Origin of the sequence: Methanosarcina spelaei (genome assembly GCF_002287235.1) — an archaeon.
Classification (GTDB): domain Archaea; phylum Halobacteriota; class Methanosarcinia; order Methanosarcinales; family Methanosarcinaceae; genus Methanosarcina; species Methanosarcina spelaei.
Window position 1 is genome coordinate 1 of the sequence record NZ_LMVP01000501.1, and the last position, 20,342, is coordinate 20,342.

Consider the following 20,342-nt stretch of genomic DNA (forward strand, 5'->3'; position numbering starts at 1 on the left):
AGGAAAAAGACATTGGCTTCATGTAGCTTCTACTGACAAATACACCTGTTATTTTACTCATGCAAAAAGAGGATCCGAAGCTATTGATGCTATGGGAATTCTTCCAGAGTTTAAAGGGGTAGCAGTTCACGATGGATGGAAACCTTACAACAGTTATAATTGTGATCATGCTCTTTGCAATGTTCATCTCCAGAGAGAACTTACTGGAATTGAAGAGAATTATAAACAGCAATGGGCTAAAGATATGAATGAGCTGTTGTCTGAAATGAAAAAGTATGCTGATGAGTGTAAAGAGCAGGTCAAAAATCTAGATTTTGAACAAGTTAAGGCATTAGAAAAAAGGTTCAATGCTGTAGTCGCGAAAGGAATTGAAGAAAATCCACCTTCTTTAAATCCTGAAAAACGAGGAAAACGTGGTAAGAATCCAAAAACCAAAGCAAGGAATCTGCTTGATAGGTTTATAGAACATAAAGAAAAGATTCTGAGATTCCTGACAGACTTGAAAGTTCCGTTTGAGAATAATCAAGCAGAAAGAGATGTCAGGATGATGAAGCTACAGCAGAAAATATCAGGAACTTTCAGAACTGCACGAGGAGCGGAAGCTTTCTGCAGAATTAGAGCATATATTTCAACAATAAGAAAGAATGGTTTACCTGTTTTAGAGGGTATTCTCGCGGCGCTCAAAGGAGCGCCGCTAACTATACCCTGAATAGTTACGATTTGTTTTCTATACCCTGATCTTTAGTCTCATTTTTAGAAGTACGATTAGGAGAATCATCTGGTAAATGATCCATATCTGAATTCCCAATATTATCTCTCAAAGTGTTGTTATCTGAGCCAGCAAGCTCAAAGCCATATTTCTTGTTCGAATTTGCAATGTTATCAGTTAGAATGTTATCTTTTGAGCTCCCTAGATCAATACCTGCATACTCGTTTGAATTTGCAATATTATTGTTTAGCAAACTGTTACTACAATTGAATAATTTAATTCCACCACCATTGTGATTTGCAATATTTCCATTTACTTTATTTTGTATAGAAGAACTCAAAGTTATGCCGTTATCTTTATTAAAATTTGCTGTATTGTTATTTAATTCAGTATTTGTTGATTCATGAACATCAAGTCCAACGATATTAGAATTTGCCACGTTGTTACTTAAATAATTATCAGTGGACTTAACTATTCCAATGCCAATAATATTATTAACTACAATATTATTCAACCCGGTGTTATTATCTGAGTTAAACAGAAGGATTCCAACGGCGTTATTTGATAGGATGTTGCTGTCAAACCTTGAATCGTTTGTGTTAAATAAAGCAATGCTCTGGGAGTTATTTTGGAGAAACTGATCTTTTATTGACATATTCTGGCAGTTGATACAGTAAATAGCCCCAGCATTTGAGGCAGAATTTAAAGTAACATTCGAAACATTTACAAGATAATAGATAGGTTTTCCGTTTACAGTATTGGTGGTATCGATATTGTTCTGCATACTAGCATTTTCATACCCAGTATAAATCTCAAAATTATATTTATTGTTGACCATTGTGTTATTAATAAGCGTATTGTTACTTGCAAGCTCACTGTCATCTGGAGACAATCGGATTCCTGACCAGATATTGTCCAATGCGGTGTTATTGATCAGTATATTGTCTTTAGCAGCATTCCAGAGATAAATTCCTATCCCATTAGCCTGTAAATAGTTGTTTGCAATAGTGCTATACTGCACACTGTCCAGATAAATTCCACTTCCTGAGCTGGAATTTATCAAACTAAAACCTTTGATGGTCACATTGTTCGCAGTTACATGAAAGATGTGATCACCTGGACTAAGAGCTTGAACGATTGTATCTTCCGGATTTCCCGACTTTGAGATTATTGCTAACTTCTTATCTACGTCTACGTTTTCTACGTAAACTCCTTTACTTACGAATATTGTATCTCCATCGACAGAATTGTTTACAGCTTGCTGTATAGAGGTATAGTTTTCATTTCCACTACTATCAACAGTAATAGTACTCGCTGCAGCAGTAACTGTATTTATAATCAGAAGAGAATATATTATAATCAGATAAATTTTAATTCTCAGTTATATCACCTTGCCTGGTGATTCACTCTTATATTTTATATCTTTCAAAAATACCGACTTTACCGTCGGGTCTACATGGAAGTCCTGCAATAGACCTCTAATTTCCTGAAGCATCCATGTAGTAAGAAAAATTTGATTGTCCCTGTACTATATAAATTTTTTGATATAAAATATTTATGGCAAAATCAAGTAACTGCTTGATTGAACTCGAGTCTTAAATTAAAAGAGATATACTAAGAGACGGACAAAAAAGATATTATTCAACTATCTAAAATTAGCTTGAAGATATTGATTTCGACATAGCATGTGAGTATAACTACTAAATTGCGAAAAAGAAAAAAATCTCAATAACCAACAATTGTAGAATTCAATTCACAGGAATTTTTCTATTGAATTTTAAGTAGTTATTTCAAAAAATGATAAAAATAGTAGTAAGCCGCAAAAAGCAGCTTTACTCAAAACTCAATATTCATGACCGTGCTCATGACCGTGTTCACAAGCCGAACCCATAATCTGCTCCCTTTTGAACCTTATATAAGTCTCATTGGTAGAATCCAGACACTTTGTGCAGACGTTTACCTTTTTTATTACGATTCCCTTTGAGAAATCGGGAATCTGGACTTCCACAGGATAAACTCTGCCTTTTTTACCGCAAAGAACGCATTTGTTTCTCCTGCAGGAGAGTTCGTCTTTATTGATGCTTAAATAGGTTTTCTGGGCGGAATCCAGGCAGGTCTCACAGAGCCCTTTCCAGATACCCTCAGGATAGGCGAATTTGAGGCGGGAACGGAAAACCCGGACAGGAATAACGTTCGGGAGTGCACGTCCGCAAAGATCACAATCTGTCATTTCTCATACCTCCTTAGATCAGTACCTTTGCTGCTTCCATTGCCCACTGCAAGAAAGGTTCAGGCCAGAGTCCCATTACAAGCACGCCTGCAGTTGCAAGCAGGAGAGCCGCTGCATATGGGAAAGGCAAGCCGATCTTTTTGCCTTCGGGGGGAAGGAAGTACATATACCTTACAAGCCTTGCATAGTAGAACAGTGAAAGGGCGCTGTTCAGAATTGCAATTACCGCAAGCCAGGTCATGCCTGCCTGAACGGCTGAAGAAAAGAGCACGACCTTGGCCATGAAACCGGAAGTAAGTGGGATCCCTGCAAGGGCAAAGACGAAAACCGTCATGCAAAGGGCTGCCAGAGGCATTCTCTTTCCAAGGCCCCTGAAGTTGTCCAGGTGGTCGGGAACCTGCAGGTCCCCTGTTCTTTGAGTAGTTATCATCCAGACAACTGCAGCTGCTGCAATAAAGGCTCCTCCTTTCATAAAGGCGTGGGCAAGGGTATAGAAGATTCCACCTGTAAGAGCCATAGGGGTCATTACCGCAAAAGCCATTGCAATATATCCTGCCTGGGCCAGTGAAGAGTAGGCAAGCATGCGTTTTACGCTTGTCTGGGACACTGCAACCACATTTCCAAAGGTCATGGTTACGACTGCAAGAATTGTAAAAGCGAACTGCCAGTCAGGTTGGAGGGCTGCAAGAGCCAGGATGAAAACCCTGAAAGCTGCCACAAAACCCATTTTCTTCGACCCTGCTGAAAGAAGGGAAGAGACAACTGAAGGGGAACCCTGATAGGCATCGGGAGCCCACATATGGAAAGGTACAAGAGCCATCTTGAAGCCAAAGCCTGCAATGAGCAGTACAACGGCAACTATTCCGATAGGGCTTTCTGCCAGGAGGGAGATGTTTTCAGCAATCATTGGAATGCTGGTAGTGCCTGTTGCTCCATACACAAAAGAAATCCCAAAGAGCATAAGCGCTGAAGAAACCGCACCAATCATAAAGTACTTCATGGCTCCTTCGAGGGACCCTGGGTTCTGTTTCTCAAAGCCTGCAAGGGCATAGGTAGCAAAACTTGCCAGCTCAAAAGCACAGAAGAGCAGGATAAAGTCGTTTGAAGAGGCAACAACCATCATCCCGAGGGTTGCGAAAAGTACCAGGGTATAGAACTCTTCGGTATGGTCACTGTTTTCAGTATACTTGATTGAAGCAAGCGAAACGATCAGGGAAACTGTAAGGAAGACCAGTTTGAAGAACTGGGAAAGAGCATCAATGCTGACTGTGCCCGAAAACATTGTAGCTTCGGTCCCGAAACTCCGGACTGTCAGGACCAGAGCTGCAAGTACTCCCAGGGTTGCCAGGTAACCCAGCACATTCTTGGTCCGAGGGGACATGAAGACCCCTATAAGCAGTATTATCAGACCTGTTGCAGCGACTGCGATTTCGGGTGCAAGAAACATTAAATTTTCCATTTTTTATACCCCCAGGGCAGCTACAAGGCTTACTATTGCTTCCGAATTCGTAATCATCATATTAAGCACGGGATTCGGGTTCCAGCCAAAATAGATCACAAGCAAGGCAATTACTGCCATGGAAAAGACCTGAAGAGAATTGATGTCCCTGACATCTCCAAGCTTCTCGTTATAAACTCCGAACATTGCCCGCTGCATTGCCCAGAGGTGGTAACCTGCAGTAATCACTATTGCCAGAAGGGCAAGCAAGACAAAACCAGGAAGGTTGACATAGCTGAAGGCCAGCACCAGGAACTCGGCAATAAAGCCGGTCAATCCTGGCAGGCCGAGGGATGCCATAAACCCGACCATCATAAGTACAGCCAGCATTGGCATCTTCTTTGCAAGCCCGCCAAGGTTGTTGATTATCCTTGTTCCCGTACCTGTCTGGATCGCTCCTGCGGACATAAACATAATACTCATTATAAGCCCATGGGAAAACTGCTGGAACATAGCTCCTGAAACCGAAAGGGCAACAAAACCTGCCGAACCCAGTAAAACATAACCCATGTGGCTTAAACTGGAATAAGCGATCATACGCTTGAGGTCTTTTTGCCTTAGAGCCACAAGTGCCCCGTAAACTATGCTGAAAGCTCCAAGCAAACCCAGAACGGTAATCATAAGCTCAGGGTTACCGGTATTAGGGAGCATGGGAAGTGAGATCCTGAAAAGCCCGTATCCTCCTATTTTGAGCAGAATAAAGAGTACACTGCCTGCGGTCGGGGCTTCGGTATAAGCATCCGGAAGCCAGGAGTGGAAGGGGAAAACCGGCAACTTTGCAAGGAACCCGAAAATGATTGAGAGGAAGATTGCATTCCTTAACAGGCCTGACCCTAAGAACTGGAACTGGCCAACCAGTTCCCTTATGTCAAAGGTAGGGACCCCTGTCTGCTGCCAGGAGGCATAGAAGAGCCCGAAGATCCCAAGAAGCATTACCAGAGAGGCAACATGTGTGTAGATAAAGAACTTATAAGACGCATGTGCCCGCTTTTCTCCTCCCCAGATGTTCACCATGAAAAAGAGAGGAATCAGGGTAAGCTCCCAGAATATATAGAAAACCATGAAATCGAGGGCTACAAAGACTCCTATAACTGCAGCCTGCATGGTAAGAATCAGCCCGTAAAACCTGTTAGGGGCTTCTCTTTCTTCCTTCCAGCTGTAAAGGATCAGGAATGGGATAACTATTGCATTCAGGAGGATAAGAGGCATGGAAACGCCATCAATCCCAACTGAATATTTGGCTCCTAGCAAGGGAATCCATTCTATCGACTCAAAGAACTGCATGGCAGCCGTATTACTGTCAAAGTTCAGGTAGGCATACAGGGTCAGGCCAAGAGTCGCAAGGGACCCTAAAAAGGCCAGTCCTGCAGCCTGTTCTTTCGTTTTTGTGAAAAAGGTCACTGCTGCAAAAATTAGCGGCACCAGAATCAACAGTGATGCGACAGGCAGCATCAGAGTACCTCCGTTATTAACTTAACAAGTATTATTAGCAGGCTTACACCTAAAATTACTGCAGTTGCATAAGTCTGGATAACTCCGGTCTGAACTTTCCGGAGCTCCTCACTTACACCGACTGTAAGAATTCCGATTCCTTCCACGATGCTGTCAATAATCACATCAAGCACCTGTGAAAGAAAAGCAATGATTCCGTATACGATTCCGAGTGAGAAAAACTCAGTATAGATTTCATGCTGGTAATAGCGCTTGTAAAGCAGCCTGTAAACCGGGTTCTTCATAGAAGCAAGCGGCCCGAGTTTGATTATCCTGAGATAATAGATTATAAAAGCAACTGCAAGACCTGCAATGGCTACTATCATCGGAAGCCACTGGACAAAGAGAGACTCATGTCCGGCTGCCTCTAAGATCTGATTTCGGCCTAAGGCTGCAAGGCTTCCGATGTTAAGATTCACGAAGCTGTTTGCAAATGTTTCTTTGAGGAAATCCATGAACCCTGTTTTTGTCAGCCCACCGAATACGAGGGCAAAAATTGCCAGAATTGAAAGGGGAATTGTCATAATAGCCGGGGACTCGTGTCCGTGGTAGTTGCTTCTTGGCTTCCCTGTAAAGGTCATGAAGATCAGCCTGAAGATATAAATCGAAGTGAGGAGTGCAGCCGCAATTGAGAACGCATAGGGAATCCAGTTGTTACTGTGTTCTCCAAAGAGGTAAGCAGCCTCGATAATTGCATCCTTTGAGAAGAAACCGCTTGTCCCTATTGAGGTTCCGGGTATTCCGAAACCTGCCAGAGCCAGGGCTGCAATTGTCATAGTAGCAGCCGTAATTGGCATTACCTTTCTTACGCCTCCGAGTTCCCTCATGTCCTGGGTACCGACTGCGTGGATTACGCTGCCTGCACAGAGGAAAAGAAGGGCCTTAAAGAAAGCATGGTTGATAAGGTGGAAAAGAGAAATGCCTACTGCTTCAAGCCCTATTGCCGAGCCTAAGCCAAGACCAAGCATCATGTATCCAAGCTGGCTTATGGTTGAGTAGGCAAGCACACGCTTGAGGTCATTCATCACAATGCCCATCGTGCCTGCAAAGAGCGCAGTAAAGCCTCCGAGATAAGCAATTACCATGAGGGAGTCAGGAGCTGCAATAAACATGGGGAAGGTCCTTGCGACCAGGTAGACACCGGCAGTAACCATTGTTGCAGCGTGGATAAGAGCTGAAACGGTTGTCGGGCCTTCCATTGCGTCAGGCAGCCATACATGCAGAGGAAACTGACCGGATTTTCCTATGGCTCCTCCGAAGAAGAGCAGGGTGATAATGGTAAGGTGGCTTACTTCAAAGCCGAAAATGTTTGAATGAAGTGCAGACAGCTGAGGGATATAACTGAAAATTTCGTCAAAACGGAGCAGGTATGTCCCGTCCTGGAATCCTCCTGCAAGTTTCAGTAGATCGGAGGTCAGTATAATTATTCCTGTAAGGAACATCACATCTCCGACCCTGGTTGTCAGGAAAGCTTTCTTGGCAGCCGCTGCAGCTGATGGCCTTTCGAACCAGAAGCCAATTAAGAGATAGGAACACAGCCCTACAAGTTCCCAGGAAACAAAAAGCTGAAGGATGTTGTCCGAAAGCACCAGGGAAAGCATTGCTGCGGTAAAGAGAGCGGTTTCTGCAAAATACCTGGCCTCTCCCGGATCACCGGCCATATAGCTAACTGCATAGATGTGGATCAACAGGCTTACAAAGGAGACCATTGACAGCATTACTGCAGCCAGAGGATCGATCAACACTCCTATATTAAGCACTGCAAACCAGGAATAGGACTGGCTTATAACCTCGCCCGGGTTTGCCAGCAACCTGAGCGTAATCACTAAAGAGATTACGAAGGAGGCAGCAATTGCCAGTATAGGGACTATTGCCCCGCCTGAGGACATTTTCCTGCCGAAGAAGAAGGTGATAACAAAAGCCAGTGCCGGAAGCAGAGGAATTAAAAATGCGAATTCTTTTAAAGCCGTTTTTACCACCTCAGGATGTTGAGCTCATCAAGGTTGATCTTATCGTGCATTCTGTAGATTGCCATGAGGATTGCAAACCCGACCGCTGCTTCGGCAGCTGCAAGGGCAATTGAGAATATGGCGAAAACCTGCCCGTTCAGGGTATCCGTATAACTTGAGAAAGCTACAAGGTTCAGGTTTGCAGAGTTGAGCATGAGCTCGATGCACATAATCATCCTGATGCCGTTTTTATGTGTCATTACACCATAGAGTCCGATTGAAAACAGCAAGGCTGCGAGCCCCAGGTAAAAGATTAAAGGAATCATCGGTTGATCTCCCCCTTTGCCGGGTAAAAGATTAAAGGAATCATCGGTTACCCTCTCCTTTTGCCAGGTAAATTGCCCCTATGAGAGAGGCGAGCAGGACAATTGAAAGGACTTCAAAAGGCGCCACATAGTGAGTAAATATCAGCATGCCAATGCCCTCTATATTACTCTGGTCAGCCGGATTTTGTGGAAGTTCGGAAACCGTGTTCCAGGAGGTTCCGAAAGCCCCGACCATCACAATAGCTGTAAAAAGCAAAACTACGAGAAATGATAAAAGGCGATTAATCCTCACCTGGCTCACCTCCGATCTCGTGCTTTGTCAACATAACCGCAAAGAGAATGAGAACTCCTATTGCTCCGATGTAGACCAGAATCTGAATGATTCCCAGGAACTGGGCATTCAAAAGGATATAGAGAACTGCAATTCCGAACATGCACATGATCAGGGCAAGCCCGGCCCGGACAATATCCTTTGCAGTTACCACGAAGACTGCAAAGAATACTGTAGCGATAGCAAGAATCATGAAGACGGCCATTTCCAGGGCTGATCCTATTGTTTCGAGCCCGATCATCTCTCATCACCTTTTTCAAGATCGACTTCCCTTGCAAGTTTTTCAGGAGTCATGAGCAGGTCTTTGTGATGCCATTTAACAAGACCTTTAGCGTATTCCTTGCCGCTTGAAAGCGCACCTTTAGGACACTGATCGATGCAGAGTCCGCAGAAAAGGCAGTGCCCTATGTCAATTTGGGGGAACCAGCGTTGTTTTGAGCTGCCTGGTGCAATTGGAGCTTTTACGATCTTAATTGCGGCATTGGGGCAAGTATTGGCACAGATGCCACAACCTATGCATTTACTTTTATCAAGTATCTGAAGTCCCCTGAACCGGTCGGAAAGTTCGCTGGGTTTTTCCGGGTACATCCTGGTTACGGGAGGTCTTGTGATGTTTCTAATTGCATATTTAATGTTTTTAAGGACCATAATTCACGCCCCCAGGTAGAGTCCGAGACCTACAGCCCAGACAAGGTTTAAAAGGGCAAGAGGAAGCAGTTTTTTCCAGCTCAGGTCAACAACCTGGTCAATCCTGAACCTCGGGACAGCCCATCTGAGCCCTATAATTACCATAAGTACAAAGACAACTTTTACAATCAGGAAGCCTGTTGGAGCAATAAGGCCAAGCACGGAATTGTTTGCAATAAAACCTGGCACGTTCCAGCCGCCAAGGAAGAGAAGGGCGACAAGGAAAGAACCGAGGATCATGTGGATGTACTCGGCAAAGAAACCGAGCCCGAAACGCATTCCACAGTATTCCGTAATCCACCCTGCTATCAATTCTTCTTCGGACTCGTTCTGGTCAAAGGGAAGTCTTCCCATATCAGCCATAAGTGATACAAAGAATACAAAACATCCCAGAGGCTGCAGGAAAATATTCCAGTGCAGACCCTGCGCACTCGAAATGTCCACTATATTAAGCGAACCTGTCATAGCAGCTACACTTATGACAGATATTCCGAGAGGTACTTCATATCCTACCATTCGGGCAAAATTTCGAAAAGCCCCTAGCAGGGAGTATTTGTTATTTGAGCCGTAAGCCACCATAAATATTCCAAAAATGGATAATGCGGATACTGCTTCAATGTAAAGTACACTGATGTCCATCTGGGTGACCGCAAGCGGGTATTCGACCCCATTAATAAAAACTGCACCCACAGGAAGAGCAACAAGCATAAGAAAAACCGAACCGAGCATGAAAATATTAGCATTATTAAAAAGTAAACTGTCAGCATTCAGCGGCTTTAAGTCCTCTTTCGTAAAAAGTTTGATTGCATCGGCTACAAGCTGCAGAAGTCCATATTTTCCCACGCGACAGGGTCCCATCCTTGTCTGGATATCAGCAGAAAGCTTCCTTTCAAGCCACACAGCTCCCATTGCTCCGACAAAAATAAATCCTATAAGAACAAGGCCAACTATTCCACGGACCCAGGGAATTAAAGGAGCTAGATATTCAGGAACTACTATTGTCATCAGAATCACCTGTCCGCTTCACTGGTACATCCGTCCATGCTGCCCGAAATTGCTGCTACATCCGCAACAGTCGTGCCGATTATTAGAGGAGGGAGAGCTTGCAGGGTAGGATAGTAAGGGCCTCTAATCTTTACTCTGTACGGCTTGTCCGAACCATCGGAGATCATGTACATTCCCATTTCCCCTCTGGGATCTTCCACCCTGTGGAATACCTCACCGGCAGGAACTCTCATTACAGGGGTTCTCCTGCCATACATGGTACCTTCAGGAAAGAGCGGGCCGCCTGGAATTTGATCGAGGCACTGTTCCAAAATATAGATACTTTCCCTGATCTCGTTAATCCTGACCTGCACTCTTGCAAAACAGTCTCCTGCGGTTTCAGTGCAGACTTTGAAATCAAGGTCCTTATATACCAGATAAGGCTCGTTTTTCCGAATATCGAAAGGCACACCGGTTGCACGTAAAACAGGCCCTGAGACCCCAAGGTTTTTTGCGGCATCAGCAGTCAGGACGCCAACTCCGACAGTCCTTTCCCTGAAGATCCTGTCCGTATGAAACATTTCTTCAAAGTCGTCTACTGATTTTTTGAGATTATTGAAAACAGATAGTGCTTTTTCTTTAAACCCATCCGGTAGGTCGTCCCTTACTCCTCCGAACTTGAGATAGCTGTGAGTAACTCTGGCTCCCGTAACCATGTCAATCAGGCCCAGAACCTCTTCTCTTTCCCTGATCGCATACATGAACATGGAGACAAAACCAATGAATTCTCCAAACTCACCCATACCCAACAAATGACTCTGAATTCTTGTAAGCTCGTCAAGAATAACCCTGATATATTGAGACCTTTCAGGCGGTTTGATGCCCAGTAGTTTCTCGGTACAGCCTACAAAACATTCTTCGTTTACAAGAGCCACGAGATAGCAGATCCTGTCCACGATTGTGATTCCCTGGAGGTAAGTCTTATTCTCCAGAATTTTTTCAATACCTTTGTGAATGAAACCGAGTTCGATGTCAGCATCCATGACTGTTTCCCCTTTCAACCTCAGGTTTAACCTGAAGGGACCTGGCTGCATGGGATGCTGAGGGCCAAGATGTACGATCATCTCGTTTGGTTCAAGCTGTTCTTCCATTTTTCACCCTCACACCAGATTTCTGGCAGTTTTATTCGGAAAGCCCTCGTAATCTTTCCTGAGGGGCCATTCTCCAAGCATATCTTCGGGAAGTACAAGTGATTTCAGGTTCGGGTGATTTTCAAATAAAATTCCGAAAAGCTCGTAAGTTTCCCTTTCATACCAGTTTGCATTCCAGTACACCGATACGATGGACTCGATTTCCGGGTTTTCTCTGGGAAGCCTGGCCTTAAGCGTCAGAACTACAGGATGATTATATGATGCTATATGATAGACTACTTCAAGCTCATTCCTTTTTATGTAGTCCACTCCGCAGACTGAGCAGAGGTGGTCGAACTGAAGAGAATCCTTAAGATACTGACAAACTTTTTTTACCTTATCCTTATCCACATATGACCCTGCACGGATTTCGGATTCGGCTGTTGCTTCGGAGATTGCCTCAGGAAAAGCATCTGTTAATGACTTGAGAATTTCTGCGACATCCATAATTTTTCCTCGAATAACTCTGAAATTTCAGAAGAACCTCGGTAAGCTTAGTACTCCGAACCCAGGTCTTTCTTAGCTTTGATCTTTTCCTGCAGTTCCACAAATCCCTGAAGCATTGCCTCGGGCCTTGGAGGACACCCTGGAACGAAGACATCAATTGGAAATATTTCATCAATATTCTGGACCGTACTATATGATTCATAGAAAGGGCCGCCACTAATTGAACAGTCTCCAATACACATAACCCATTTCGGAGAAGGCATCTGTTCCCAGAGTCTTTTTAAAGCAGGCAGGTATTTCTTTGTCACGTAGCCACTGATGAGCATGACGTCAGCCTGTCTGGGGGAGTTTCTCGGAATGATCCCAAAGCGATCCGTATCATAGTGGGCACAGCCCATAGCGATCATCTCAACTCCACAACATCCCATTGGCTGAGTCATAAACCACAAAGAGTTTTTCCTTCCCCAATTGATCAAATCCTGAACCTTAGTTTTCTTGAGTAAGTCACTTATCGCACTGGTTGTTGTTGTGATAACTCCGGGAATTCCTTCTTCCGATGTCTCATCGGGTTTACTCGCTTTTTTTTCCTTCACTTCACCCATGTAAGGGCCCCCTTCTTCCAGAGATAAACGTATCCGAAGAGCAGTATAAAAATAAAGGCAAACATCTCAACCACTGCAATTGAGGTGATCCCATGACCCTTATAGACTGTAATCCATGGGTAAAGGAAGAGCACCTCTATATCAAAGAGTACAAAAGCTATCGCATAAAGATAATACTCAACATTGAACTGGATCCTTGCAGTTCCTGTAGGAACCGAACCCGATTCATATGTAGTGTATTTGCCGGCTGCCTTGCTTCTCGGGCTCAGTTGCTTTACCATAAACATTGTCATCGGAGGCATAACAAGTGCCATGACGAGGAATATTGCAACTGGTATGTAGCTATCAATTATTCCAGACATTAATATCACCTATTAAAGTGCAGCAACCTGAATTGCAGCATTAAATGACATGAATTTTGGATTTTTGTACACAAAATCGCGTCCGAACAACCGTGTTTATGGAATTGTTTTCGGTCCAGACACAGGTCCTTTTATAAATGCTTGAGTCCACAGAGATCTTTAATTTCAGTAAAAAGAGCCCTGAACACAGGAGCATTTTCTTCCTGACCTTGAAAATTTAGATTTCTTTACCCTGAATATGTTATAAATTGTCTGAAAGTTTAGATTTCTTTATCCTGAATAATATTATAAATTGTCTGAAAGTTTAGATTTCTTTATCCTGAATGGATTATAAATTGTCTGAAAGTTTAGATTTCTTTACCCTGAATAGATTATAAATTGTCTGAAAGTTTAGATTTCTTTACCTGAATATATTATAAATTGCCAGAAGTTAGGATGGTTCCCGCTCCAGGCAGCACAGGTCCAATTGAGTGAGATTAATGATTATAGTTAAAATTGATTAAATTACAGTGCCCCATATTAATCTCTGCAAATGAATGAGAAGTTACTTATCGTTATTTGCTAGATAATTAATATTATATAAATATTAAGTTTAAATAAATAAAATCTGTCTTTAGAATATGAACATGTTTGAAAATTGGAATAAAATCATACTCTGTTTACGGAGTTATATAAATTATGTATATATTATTCCTTTCCAGTTCCCCAAACATAAATAATATTATTTATAATATATATAAGTAAGCTCCATATAAGCACAATAAGTATATATAGACTTTAATTATTCTAGATTGAATAAAATATTCATACATAATAATACAAACAGTCTTGAAAATCTTTATTCTAAAAATTTTTCCTTCCTCGCCGAAAATAAAAATACTAAAAGGTTAATAAAACTCGGTTATCCTGCTGCAAAATCTTGAATAGAAGTCAATCTGTATATTTAGCGAAATTTGAATGAAATCAATAGTAGAATCATCAGTTTGGCGATATAAAGTACGATCCTGAGGACACACTGTACCAATACATTATAATAAGTCTTTTCATGATAGAAAAACTGGTGGAATCGCATGAAGATTAATGAAAATTGTGTAGGGTGCGGCCAGTGTGCTTCTTTTTGCAAAAAAGGAGCAATAGAGGTAAAAGGAAAGGCAAGAGCTACTGACGCCTGTATAGACTGCGGCATCTGCGTTCTCTACTGCCCTGTTAAAGCCATAGAGGTGCTGGTATGAAAGCGATTGTAATTGGTGCGGGACTTGGAGGACTCTTAAGTGCGGCCAGGCTTTCAAAGGCAGGATACCAGGTAGATGTTTTTGAAAGGCTTCCTATCACAGGAGGAAGGTTTACAAATCTCAGTTACAAAGGATTCCAGCTTTCGAGCGGAGCTTTCCATACCCTGCCCCATGGACCTGCAGGTCCTCTTGCCCATTCTCTTAAAGAAGTCGGTGCCGATGTAAAGATCGTGAGATCGGATATTACAACTGTTCGTGTACCCCTGAAAAAAGGCAGCCAGGATTATGAGAAAGGCTTCAAAGACATTTCGTTTACTGATTTTTCCACACTTCTCTCGCATAAAGACCGACTGAAAATCGCCCTTCTTATAGTAAGTACGCGAAAAAACCGCCCGACAGGAAGCAGTTTGCAGGCATGGATCAGGTCCCAGTTTAAGGATGAGTGGCTTGTGAAACTTGCCGATGCTTTCTGCGGCTGGTCATTGAGCCTGAAAAGTAACGAAGTTCCTGTGGAAGAAATTTTCGAAATAATTGAAAACATGTACAGATTCGGCGGCCCAGGTGTTCCTATCGGAGGATGCAAAGGAGTAATCGATGCTCTGGAAAGTGTGATTGCTGCACACGATGGAAAGATCCATACCGAGACCGAGGTTTTAAAAATTTTTGTGGAAAACGGAAAAGCAGTAGGCGTACTTGTTGGTGAGGAAGCTTATAATGCAGACCTGGTCATCAGCAATTTGGGACATGCCGCAACGGCATGCATTTGCGGGGAGGTCCTGTCAGGAGAAAAAGACTCAGGATACCTGAAAATACTTGAAACCCTGAAGCCTTCTGCCGGCATAAAGATTTGTCTTGCTGCAGACGAGCCGCTTGTAGGGTATTCGGGTGTCCTTCTAACCCCATATGCAAAAAGGGTAAATGGGATAAATGAGGTTACGCAGGTCGATCCTGGACTCGCTCCACCTGGCAAGCACCTTACAATGTCCCATCAGTACGTAGCCCCTGAGAACGTGAAGAATCTCGAAGCTGAAATTGAACTGGGACTTCAGGACCTTAAAGAAATCTTTCCCAATAAAAAATATGAAGTCCTTCTTACCCAGTCATACCATGACAACTGGCCGGTAAACAGGGCAGCCTCAGGTACAGACCCTGGTAATGAGACTCCTATTCCCGGACTTTACGTTGTAGGGGACGGAGCCAAAGGAAAAGGCGGCATTGAAGTTGAAGGCGTAGCTCTCGGTGTAACTGCAACCATGAAGAAAATCCTAGGCTGAATTTCAGAAAACAAACCCATCAGGTGTTTTATCATTTCACCAAAAAATCCCAACCTTGTGACCTATTCGAAAAACGTTTTCGTTCCTGTTACCAATATTTGCAGGAATCGTTGTGGTTACTGCGGTTTTCGGCGGGAGCCCGGACAACCAGGTGCCAGACTGATGAGGCCCGAAGAAATTCTTCCTGTACTTGAAAAAGGGGTAAAGGCAGGGTGTACCGAAGCCCTTTTTACATTCGGGGAGTACGCAGAGGAGGTTTCGGAGTACAGGAAGTGGCTTAAAGAACTTGGTTATTCTTCCACGCTTGAATATCTTCTATTTCTCTGTGAGACTGCAATCGATGCTGGAATCCTTCCTCATACGAATGCAGGGATTATGACGCACTCGGAGCTGAAGGCTTTAAAACCCTTGAACGCAAGCATGGGGCTTATGCTTGAGAGCACGGCAACCCTGGAGGCCCATAAGGACTGTCCGGGAAAACTTCCTGAACTCAGACTTAACACCATTCGGGAGGCAGGAAAACTCCGGATTCCCTATACTACAGGCCTCCTTGTAGGAATCGGAGAGGAAAGAAAAGACAGAATCGAATCCCTTGAGGCTATTGCCAGTCTCCATAAAGAATACGGGCACATCCAGGAAGTTATTGTTCAGAACTTTGCCCCGAAACCCGGAACACCCATGGAAAACTTTCCTGCACCCTCAATAGAAGAAATGATTGATACTATATGCCTGGCCAGACAGATCCTTCCTTCTGACATAGCAGTACAGGTTGCCCCAAACCTTGTAGACCCTAAAGCCCTTATTGCAAAAGGAGTGACTGACCTGGGAGGCATATCACCATTGACAATTGACTGGATTAACCCTGAAGCAGAATGGCCTGATGTAAAGGACTTACAGAGGAAATTGAATCCTATTTTGCTCAGAGAACGCCTGCCAATTTACCCTCGGTATGTAAAAAAAATGTGGTACTCGGATAGGATAGGCGAACTTATAGAACAACTCTCGGATACTGACGGTTACAGGAAAAAGTCCTGAACAGAGGGCACGAGGAGGAATTAAAAAATGAATATTGAGATTTCCGAAGATCTTATAGAACGCGCATGCAAGGGAAGGAGCACAAAGGAAGATGGGCTCTTGCTCCTGGAAATACCTCCTTTCAAACTCTTCAGATTTGCGGACGAGCTTCGCTCCCTTACGGTAGGAGATACTGTTACTTACGTCGTGAACAGGAATATCAACTTTACTAGCAGGTGTGTGGGAACTTGCGGATTTTGCGCATTCAGGACGGACAACGGTAAAGTTCTCAGCATAGAAGAAATTATTGAAAAGGTTAGAGAAGCTGAGAGAGCAAAAGCTACCGAAGTCTGTATCCAGGGAGGTCTTCTCCCTGATGTGGGCCTGGACTTTTACCAGGGAATTGCAGAATCCATAAAAGCCGAGTTTCCTGAAATGCATATTCACGCTTTCTCCCCGATGGAGGTTTACCACGCTTCTCGTATTAGTGGTGTGAAGGTAAGTGAAGCCCTCTCAAAACTGAAACGAAGCGGGCTTGATACAATGCCGGGAACTGCAGCCGAAATCCTCTCTGACCGTGTTAGGGAAATTATCTGCCCTTCAAAACTCCGGACAGAGGAATGGATTAAAGTGGTTACACAGGCACATACTGCAGGAATTCCTACGACTGCAACCATGATGTACGGGCATGTCGAAACTCCTGAAGAAAGAATAGACCACATCCTGACTATCAGAGAGATTCAGAAAGAGACTGGAGGAATTACCGAGTTTGTGCCTTTGCCTTTTATGCCTTATAATAATCCTATTGGAGAAAAAATGATTCGAGAGGGAAGGTATGCTACTCCGGGCCTTGAGGATCTGAAAATCTATGCTATCTCACGTATCCTTCTTCACGGGCATGTAGATAATATTCAGGCAAGCTGGGTAAAACTGGGGAAGAAGCTTTCCCAGTTTGCTCTCAGCTGCGGTGCAAACGACCTCGGAGGCACACTTATGGAAGAGAGCATTTCCAGATTGGCAGGAGCCCCTAATGGAGAAAGCATTTCCGTTGAAGAACTGGAATGGATGATCTACGGAGCCGGCAGGGTCCCTAAAGAGAGGACAACCCTTTACAAAGGAGTACGTGAACTGGCTTCCAGGAACCCTGGAAGAACTAACGGATGCGGAGTCTCAGAATAAGCTGGATAGTTAAACAACAGTCAGGGAAATTATGGAATTTTAAAAAGGATGATCGGATGTACACGAAAAAACCGACAACTCCAGAAGACGTAATTGAAAGGGCATATAAGGGAAAATGTACTAAAGAGGATGCCCTCCTCCTGCTTGAAGGAAACCCTTTTGAGCTTTTTGAACTCGCCAATAATCTGCGCGCCAGTATGGTAGGTGATATAGTCAGCTATGTGGTGAACAGGAATATCTATATCACAAACAAATGTGTTGGAAACTGCGGGTTCTGTGCTTACAGGACAGAGAAAGGATTTATCCTGAGTGTTGAAGAAATCCTGGAAAAAGTAGGAGAAGCGAAAAAAGCCGGAGCTGTAGAGGTATGCATCCAGGGTGGATACATTCCGGAAGCTGACATGGAGTTTTATCTTGAGATAATAGAATCAGTAAAAGGCGAATTCCCTGACATGTGTATTCATGCCCTATCCCCTATGGAAGTAAATTACGCAGCAGGAATCTCAGGCATGTCGGTTGAAGAAGCCCTGAGCAGACTTAAAAAAAGTGGGCTTGATTCCCTTACCGGGACTTCGGCCGAGATTCTTTCCGACAGGGTAAGAAAGATTATCTGTCCTGGGAAAATCAACACCCAGCAGTGGATTGATACCGTAACTGCAGCACATAAAGCAGGAATTTCCACCAATTCCACTATCATGTACGGACATGTCGAAACCCTTGAAGAGCGTCTGGAACATGTCTTTATTATCCGTGAAATTCAGAAAGAGACAGGCGGGTTTACGGAACTTATCCCTATGGCCTTTTTGCCTTACAATAACCCTATAGGGGAAAAAATGCTTGCATCCGGAAAATTCTCGACCACAGGGCTTGAAGACCTTCAGCTCATAGCTATTTCCCGAGTAATTTTGCATACTTATGTTAAAAATATTCAGGCTACATGGGTAAAGTTAGGGAAGAAACTCGCTCAAGTAGCTTTGCAGTGCGGAGCAAACGACCTTGGAGGCACGCTTATGGAAGACCAGATTTCTACAGCTTCAGGGGGCAGTAATGGGGAATATGTATCGCCTGCCGAGTTCGAATGGATGATAAAAGGGGCAGGAAGAACACCTATGCAGAGGGACACCCTGTACCGGAAAGTGGAGCGAGATTTCCCTGGCAGGATGGGGTCCCTTCCCGGTTTAGGAAAGACAAAGATAGGTAGCAGAGAGTAAAACTTCCGAGTCGCAAGCCTTTTAAAAAAACTGTTTGCCCGCAAGCCTTTTAAAAAAAGGCTTGAGCGAAAAACACTGATAAATCTAAAACATCATGATGGCTTGCCCGCAAGCCTTTTAAAAAAAGGCTTGAGCGAAAACCCCGATTAACGTTTAGGTTTGAGGACGGAGTGAATTCGGTTCAGGTAGCGTTGTAGCTCCCGAGTTTAGACTCGGGAGCGTTGTCCGTTTCGCTCACTTCGTTCGCTCAAGCGGACTAATTTATAAAATAGAAACTGAACTTTGGCTGAGAGGGCGAGTTTTACAAAGTTACTTATTTCCTGTGTGCCTTTCTCAGTGTGGTTAATTATATAGAATAACCCAGCGACGTGGAAAGTGCCTGCAAGTCGGAACTGAGGAAAAACGAGTTTTCTTTCCGGGCCGGAAAGGTTTTAATTAATTATATAATTTCAGGTAATTAGTATAATACTCATTCATTGGTCATCGGTTAAGGAAAAATCGTTATCAATTGCATTGATTTTCATAAAATTTATTAAATTATTCATCAAATGCAAAACTGGAATCTGATATCGATTTCAATTTAAACACTAAACATTTGGGTTTGAGTTTTTCCGTCGAAATCGAGATCAGCAGCTCAAAATCCTTAACCGAATACAAATGAATACTCATTTATATTTATATTTATATTTATATTTATATTTATATTTATATTTATATTTATATTTATATTTATATTTATATTTATATTTATATTTATATTTATATTTATATTTATATTTATATCCTACTTAGATTTTCAGGAGTTCAGATGAAAGCCGTAATTCCCTATAAAAAAGCCAGTGCAAAATCCAGATTGTCTCCTGTTCTGACTCGGGAAGAGAGAGAAGAGTTTGTGGAACTGATGCTGAATCAGGTAATAGACACCCTTAAAGAAGCCGGAATAGGAACAATCGATATTCTCAGTCCTTCGACGTACGGGCTTGAGAATATGACGAAAGCTAATGTGCTTCTGGATAAAAGCGACCTGAATGAGGCCCTAAACAGGTACCTTAAGCAGGCTGAGGAACCAGTTATTATTGTTATGGCAGACCTTCCACTTCTATCCTCCAAGCACGTAAAAGAGATTATTTCGACTAAAAAAGATGTATGTGTCGTTCCTGGGAAAGGCGGGGGTACAAATTCACTTTTCATAAAAAACCCTTCAAGGTACACTGTCAGGTATTACGGTTCGAGTTTTTTGACGCATTGCTCCATTGCAGAAGAAACAGGACAGAGTGTTGAGGTCTACGATTCTCTTTTTGCGGGCACTGATATTGACGAGCCTGAAGATCTGGTTGAACTGCTTATACACGGAAGCGGAGCTGCGAAAAAATATATAAGCAAAAAGTTCAGGCTTGAGATGAGCAGGGGAAGGGTCAGATTGGTTCATATTTAGGAACAATCTTCTTGACCAGAATCACATATGTTTGTCTGTAAATTCAAGATTGACTAATCAATCAGTAAATTTAAATAAGTAATATGCCTATTATGCTATGAATAAAAAACCCAATGATTCATTGAGATTAATATTTTTTATTTTGGGTAGTGAAGTAAGGATATACAGAATCAGCAAAAATGTGGATGGGC

At 43.1% G+C, this 20,342-nt stretch carries 21 protein-coding genes; 7 read left to right on the top strand and 14 right to left on the bottom strand.

Annotated features, from left to right (window positions below; genetic code table 11):
- A partial coding sequence (gene tnpC / locus ASJ81_RS17050) for an IS66 family transposase (RefSeq protein WP_141241541.1) occupies nucleotides 1-709 on the top strand: 709 nt, incomplete at its 5' end.
- Between the two features lie 4 nt (nucleotides 710-713).
- Here tnpC and ASJ81_RS17055 read toward each other — a convergent pair.
- The 14 genes from ASJ81_RS17055 to fpoA form a co-directional block, all read right to left on the bottom strand.
- Nucleotides 714-2,090, bottom strand: a complete 1,377-nt coding sequence (locus ASJ81_RS17055) for a right-handed parallel beta-helix repeat-containing protein (RefSeq protein WP_338037627.1) — start codon at nucleotides 2,088-2,090, stop codon at nucleotides 714-716.
- A gap of 462 nt (nucleotides 2,091-2,552) precedes the next feature.
- Nucleotides 2,553-2,939 (bottom strand): F420H2 dehydrogenase subunit FpoO, encoded by a 387-nt coding sequence (locus tag ASJ81_RS17060; protein ID WP_095645402.1) that lies wholly within the window; start codon nucleotides 2,937-2,939, stop codon nucleotides 2,553-2,555.
- Between the two features lie 13 nt (nucleotides 2,940-2,952).
- Nucleotides 2,953-4,398, bottom strand: a complete 1,446-nt coding sequence (fpoN, locus tag ASJ81_RS17065) for a F(420)H(2) dehydrogenase subunit N (protein WP_095645403.1) — start codon at nucleotides 4,396-4,398, stop codon at nucleotides 2,953-2,955.
- Nucleotides 4,399-4,401: 3 nt separating this feature from the next.
- Entirely contained in the window at nucleotides 4,402-5,889 is a 1,488-nt protein-coding gene (fpoM, locus tag ASJ81_RS17070) for a F(420)H(2) dehydrogenase subunit M (protein ID WP_095645404.1), read from the bottom strand.
- The gene (gene fpoL / locus ASJ81_RS17075; RefSeq protein ID WP_095645405.1) at nucleotides 5,889-7,907 is read right to left on the bottom strand and encodes a F420H2 dehydrogenase subunit FpoL; all 2,019 of its coding nucleotides are present in this window, start codon (nucleotides 7,905-7,907) and stop codon (nucleotides 5,889-5,891) included. Before fpoL ends, fpoM begins: the two co-directional genes overlap by 1 nt.
- Nucleotides 7,901-8,203 carry a F420H2 dehydrogenase subunit FpoK gene (fpoK, locus tag ASJ81_RS17080; RefSeq protein ID WP_095645406.1) on the bottom strand — a complete coding sequence of 101 codons (303 nt, stop codon included), beginning with the start codon at nucleotides 8,201-8,203 and terminating at the stop codon, nucleotides 7,901-7,903. The genes fpoL and fpoK overlap by 7 nt, the downstream gene beginning before the upstream one ends.
- Nucleotides 8,204-8,243: 40 nt before the next feature.
- On the bottom strand, nucleotides 8,244-8,495 hold the full coding sequence (gene fpoJ, locus ASJ81_RS24285) for a F420H2 dehydrogenase subunit FpoJ (RefSeq protein WP_095645407.1): 252 nt from the start codon (nucleotides 8,493-8,495) through the stop codon (nucleotides 8,244-8,246).
- Nucleotides 8,485-8,775, bottom strand: coding sequence for an NADH-quinone oxidoreductase subunit J (locus ASJ81_RS24290; RefSeq protein WP_095645408.1), 291 nt, complete (start codon nucleotides 8,773-8,775; stop codon nucleotides 8,485-8,487). The genes fpoJ and ASJ81_RS24290 overlap by 11 nt, the downstream gene beginning before the upstream one ends.
- Nucleotides 8,772-9,182, bottom strand: coding sequence for a F420H2 dehydrogenase subunit FpoI (gene fpoI, locus ASJ81_RS17095; RefSeq protein WP_048107291.1), 411 nt, complete (start codon nucleotides 9,180-9,182; stop codon nucleotides 8,772-8,774). The genes ASJ81_RS24290 and fpoI overlap by 4 nt, the downstream gene beginning before the upstream one ends.
- A gap of 3 nt (nucleotides 9,183-9,185) precedes the next feature.
- On the bottom strand, nucleotides 9,186-10,226 hold the full coding sequence (fpoH, locus tag ASJ81_RS17100; protein WP_048107292.1) for a F420H2 dehydrogenase subunit FpoH: 1,041 nt from the start codon (nucleotides 10,224-10,226) through the stop codon (nucleotides 9,186-9,188).
- Between the two features lie 5 nt (nucleotides 10,227-10,231).
- On the bottom strand, nucleotides 10,232-11,356 hold the full coding sequence (gene fpoD, locus ASJ81_RS17105; protein ID WP_245860246.1) for a F420H2 dehydrogenase subunit FpoD: 1,125 nt from the start codon (nucleotides 11,354-11,356) through the stop codon (nucleotides 10,232-10,234).
- A 9-nt stretch (nucleotides 11,357-11,365) separates the two neighbouring features.
- Entirely contained in the window at nucleotides 11,366-11,842 is a 477-nt protein-coding gene (gene fpoC / locus ASJ81_RS23910; protein WP_245860247.1) for a F420H2 dehydrogenase subunit FpoC, read from the bottom strand.
- Between the two features lie 47 nt (nucleotides 11,843-11,889).
- On the bottom strand, nucleotides 11,890-12,444 hold the full coding sequence (gene fpoB, locus ASJ81_RS17110; RefSeq protein WP_095645409.1) for a F(420)H(2) dehydrogenase subunit B: 555 nt from the start codon (nucleotides 12,442-12,444) through the stop codon (nucleotides 11,890-11,892).
- Nucleotides 12,432-12,806 carry a F420H2 dehydrogenase subunit FpoA gene (gene fpoA, locus ASJ81_RS17115; protein ID WP_095645410.1) on the bottom strand — a complete coding sequence of 125 codons (375 nt, stop codon included), beginning with the start codon at nucleotides 12,804-12,806 and terminating at the stop codon, nucleotides 12,432-12,434. Before fpoA ends, fpoB begins: the two co-directional genes overlap by 13 nt.
- Nucleotides 12,807-13,876: 1,070 nt before the next feature.
- On the opposite strand from fpoA, the gene ASJ81_RS17120 reads away from it, so the two are divergent.
- From ASJ81_RS17120 to cofC, 6 genes are all read left to right on the top strand, one after another.
- Complete coding sequence (locus ASJ81_RS17120) at nucleotides 13,877-14,038, top strand: DUF362 domain-containing protein (protein ID WP_095645411.1); 162 nt, start codon at nucleotides 13,877-13,879, stop codon at nucleotides 14,036-14,038.
- Nucleotides 14,035-15,312 (top strand): phytoene desaturase family protein, encoded by a 1,278-nt coding sequence (locus ASJ81_RS17125; RefSeq protein ID WP_095645412.1) that lies wholly within the window; start codon nucleotides 14,035-14,037, stop codon nucleotides 15,310-15,312. Before ASJ81_RS17120 ends, ASJ81_RS17125 begins: the two co-directional genes overlap by 4 nt.
- Nucleotides 15,313-15,345: 33 nt before the next feature.
- Nucleotides 15,346-16,347, top strand: a complete 1,002-nt coding sequence (cofG, locus tag ASJ81_RS17130) for a 7,8-didemethyl-8-hydroxy-5-deazariboflavin synthase CofG (RefSeq protein WP_275112578.1) — start codon at nucleotides 15,346-15,348, stop codon at nucleotides 16,345-16,347.
- 27 nt (nucleotides 16,348-16,374) lie between these two features.
- The gene (gene cofH, locus ASJ81_RS17135; protein WP_095645414.1) at nucleotides 16,375-17,505 is read left to right on the top strand and encodes a 5-amino-6-(D-ribitylamino)uracil--L-tyrosine 4-hydroxyphenyl transferase CofH; all 1,131 of its coding nucleotides are present in this window, start codon (nucleotides 16,375-16,377) and stop codon (nucleotides 17,503-17,505) included.
- Nucleotides 17,506-17,561: 56 nt separating this feature from the next.
- Nucleotides 17,562-18,716, top strand: coding sequence for a 5-amino-6-(D-ribitylamino)uracil--L-tyrosine 4-hydroxyphenyl transferase CofH (gene cofH, locus ASJ81_RS17140; RefSeq protein ID WP_095645415.1), 1,155 nt, complete (start codon nucleotides 17,562-17,564; stop codon nucleotides 18,714-18,716).
- A gap of 808 nt (nucleotides 18,717-19,524) precedes the next feature.
- On the top strand, nucleotides 19,525-20,151 hold the full coding sequence (gene cofC, locus ASJ81_RS17145) for a 2-phospho-L-lactate guanylyltransferase (RefSeq protein ID WP_095645416.1): 627 nt from the start codon (nucleotides 19,525-19,527) through the stop codon (nucleotides 20,149-20,151).
- The last annotated feature ends 191 nt before the right edge of the window (nucleotides 20,152-20,342 follow it).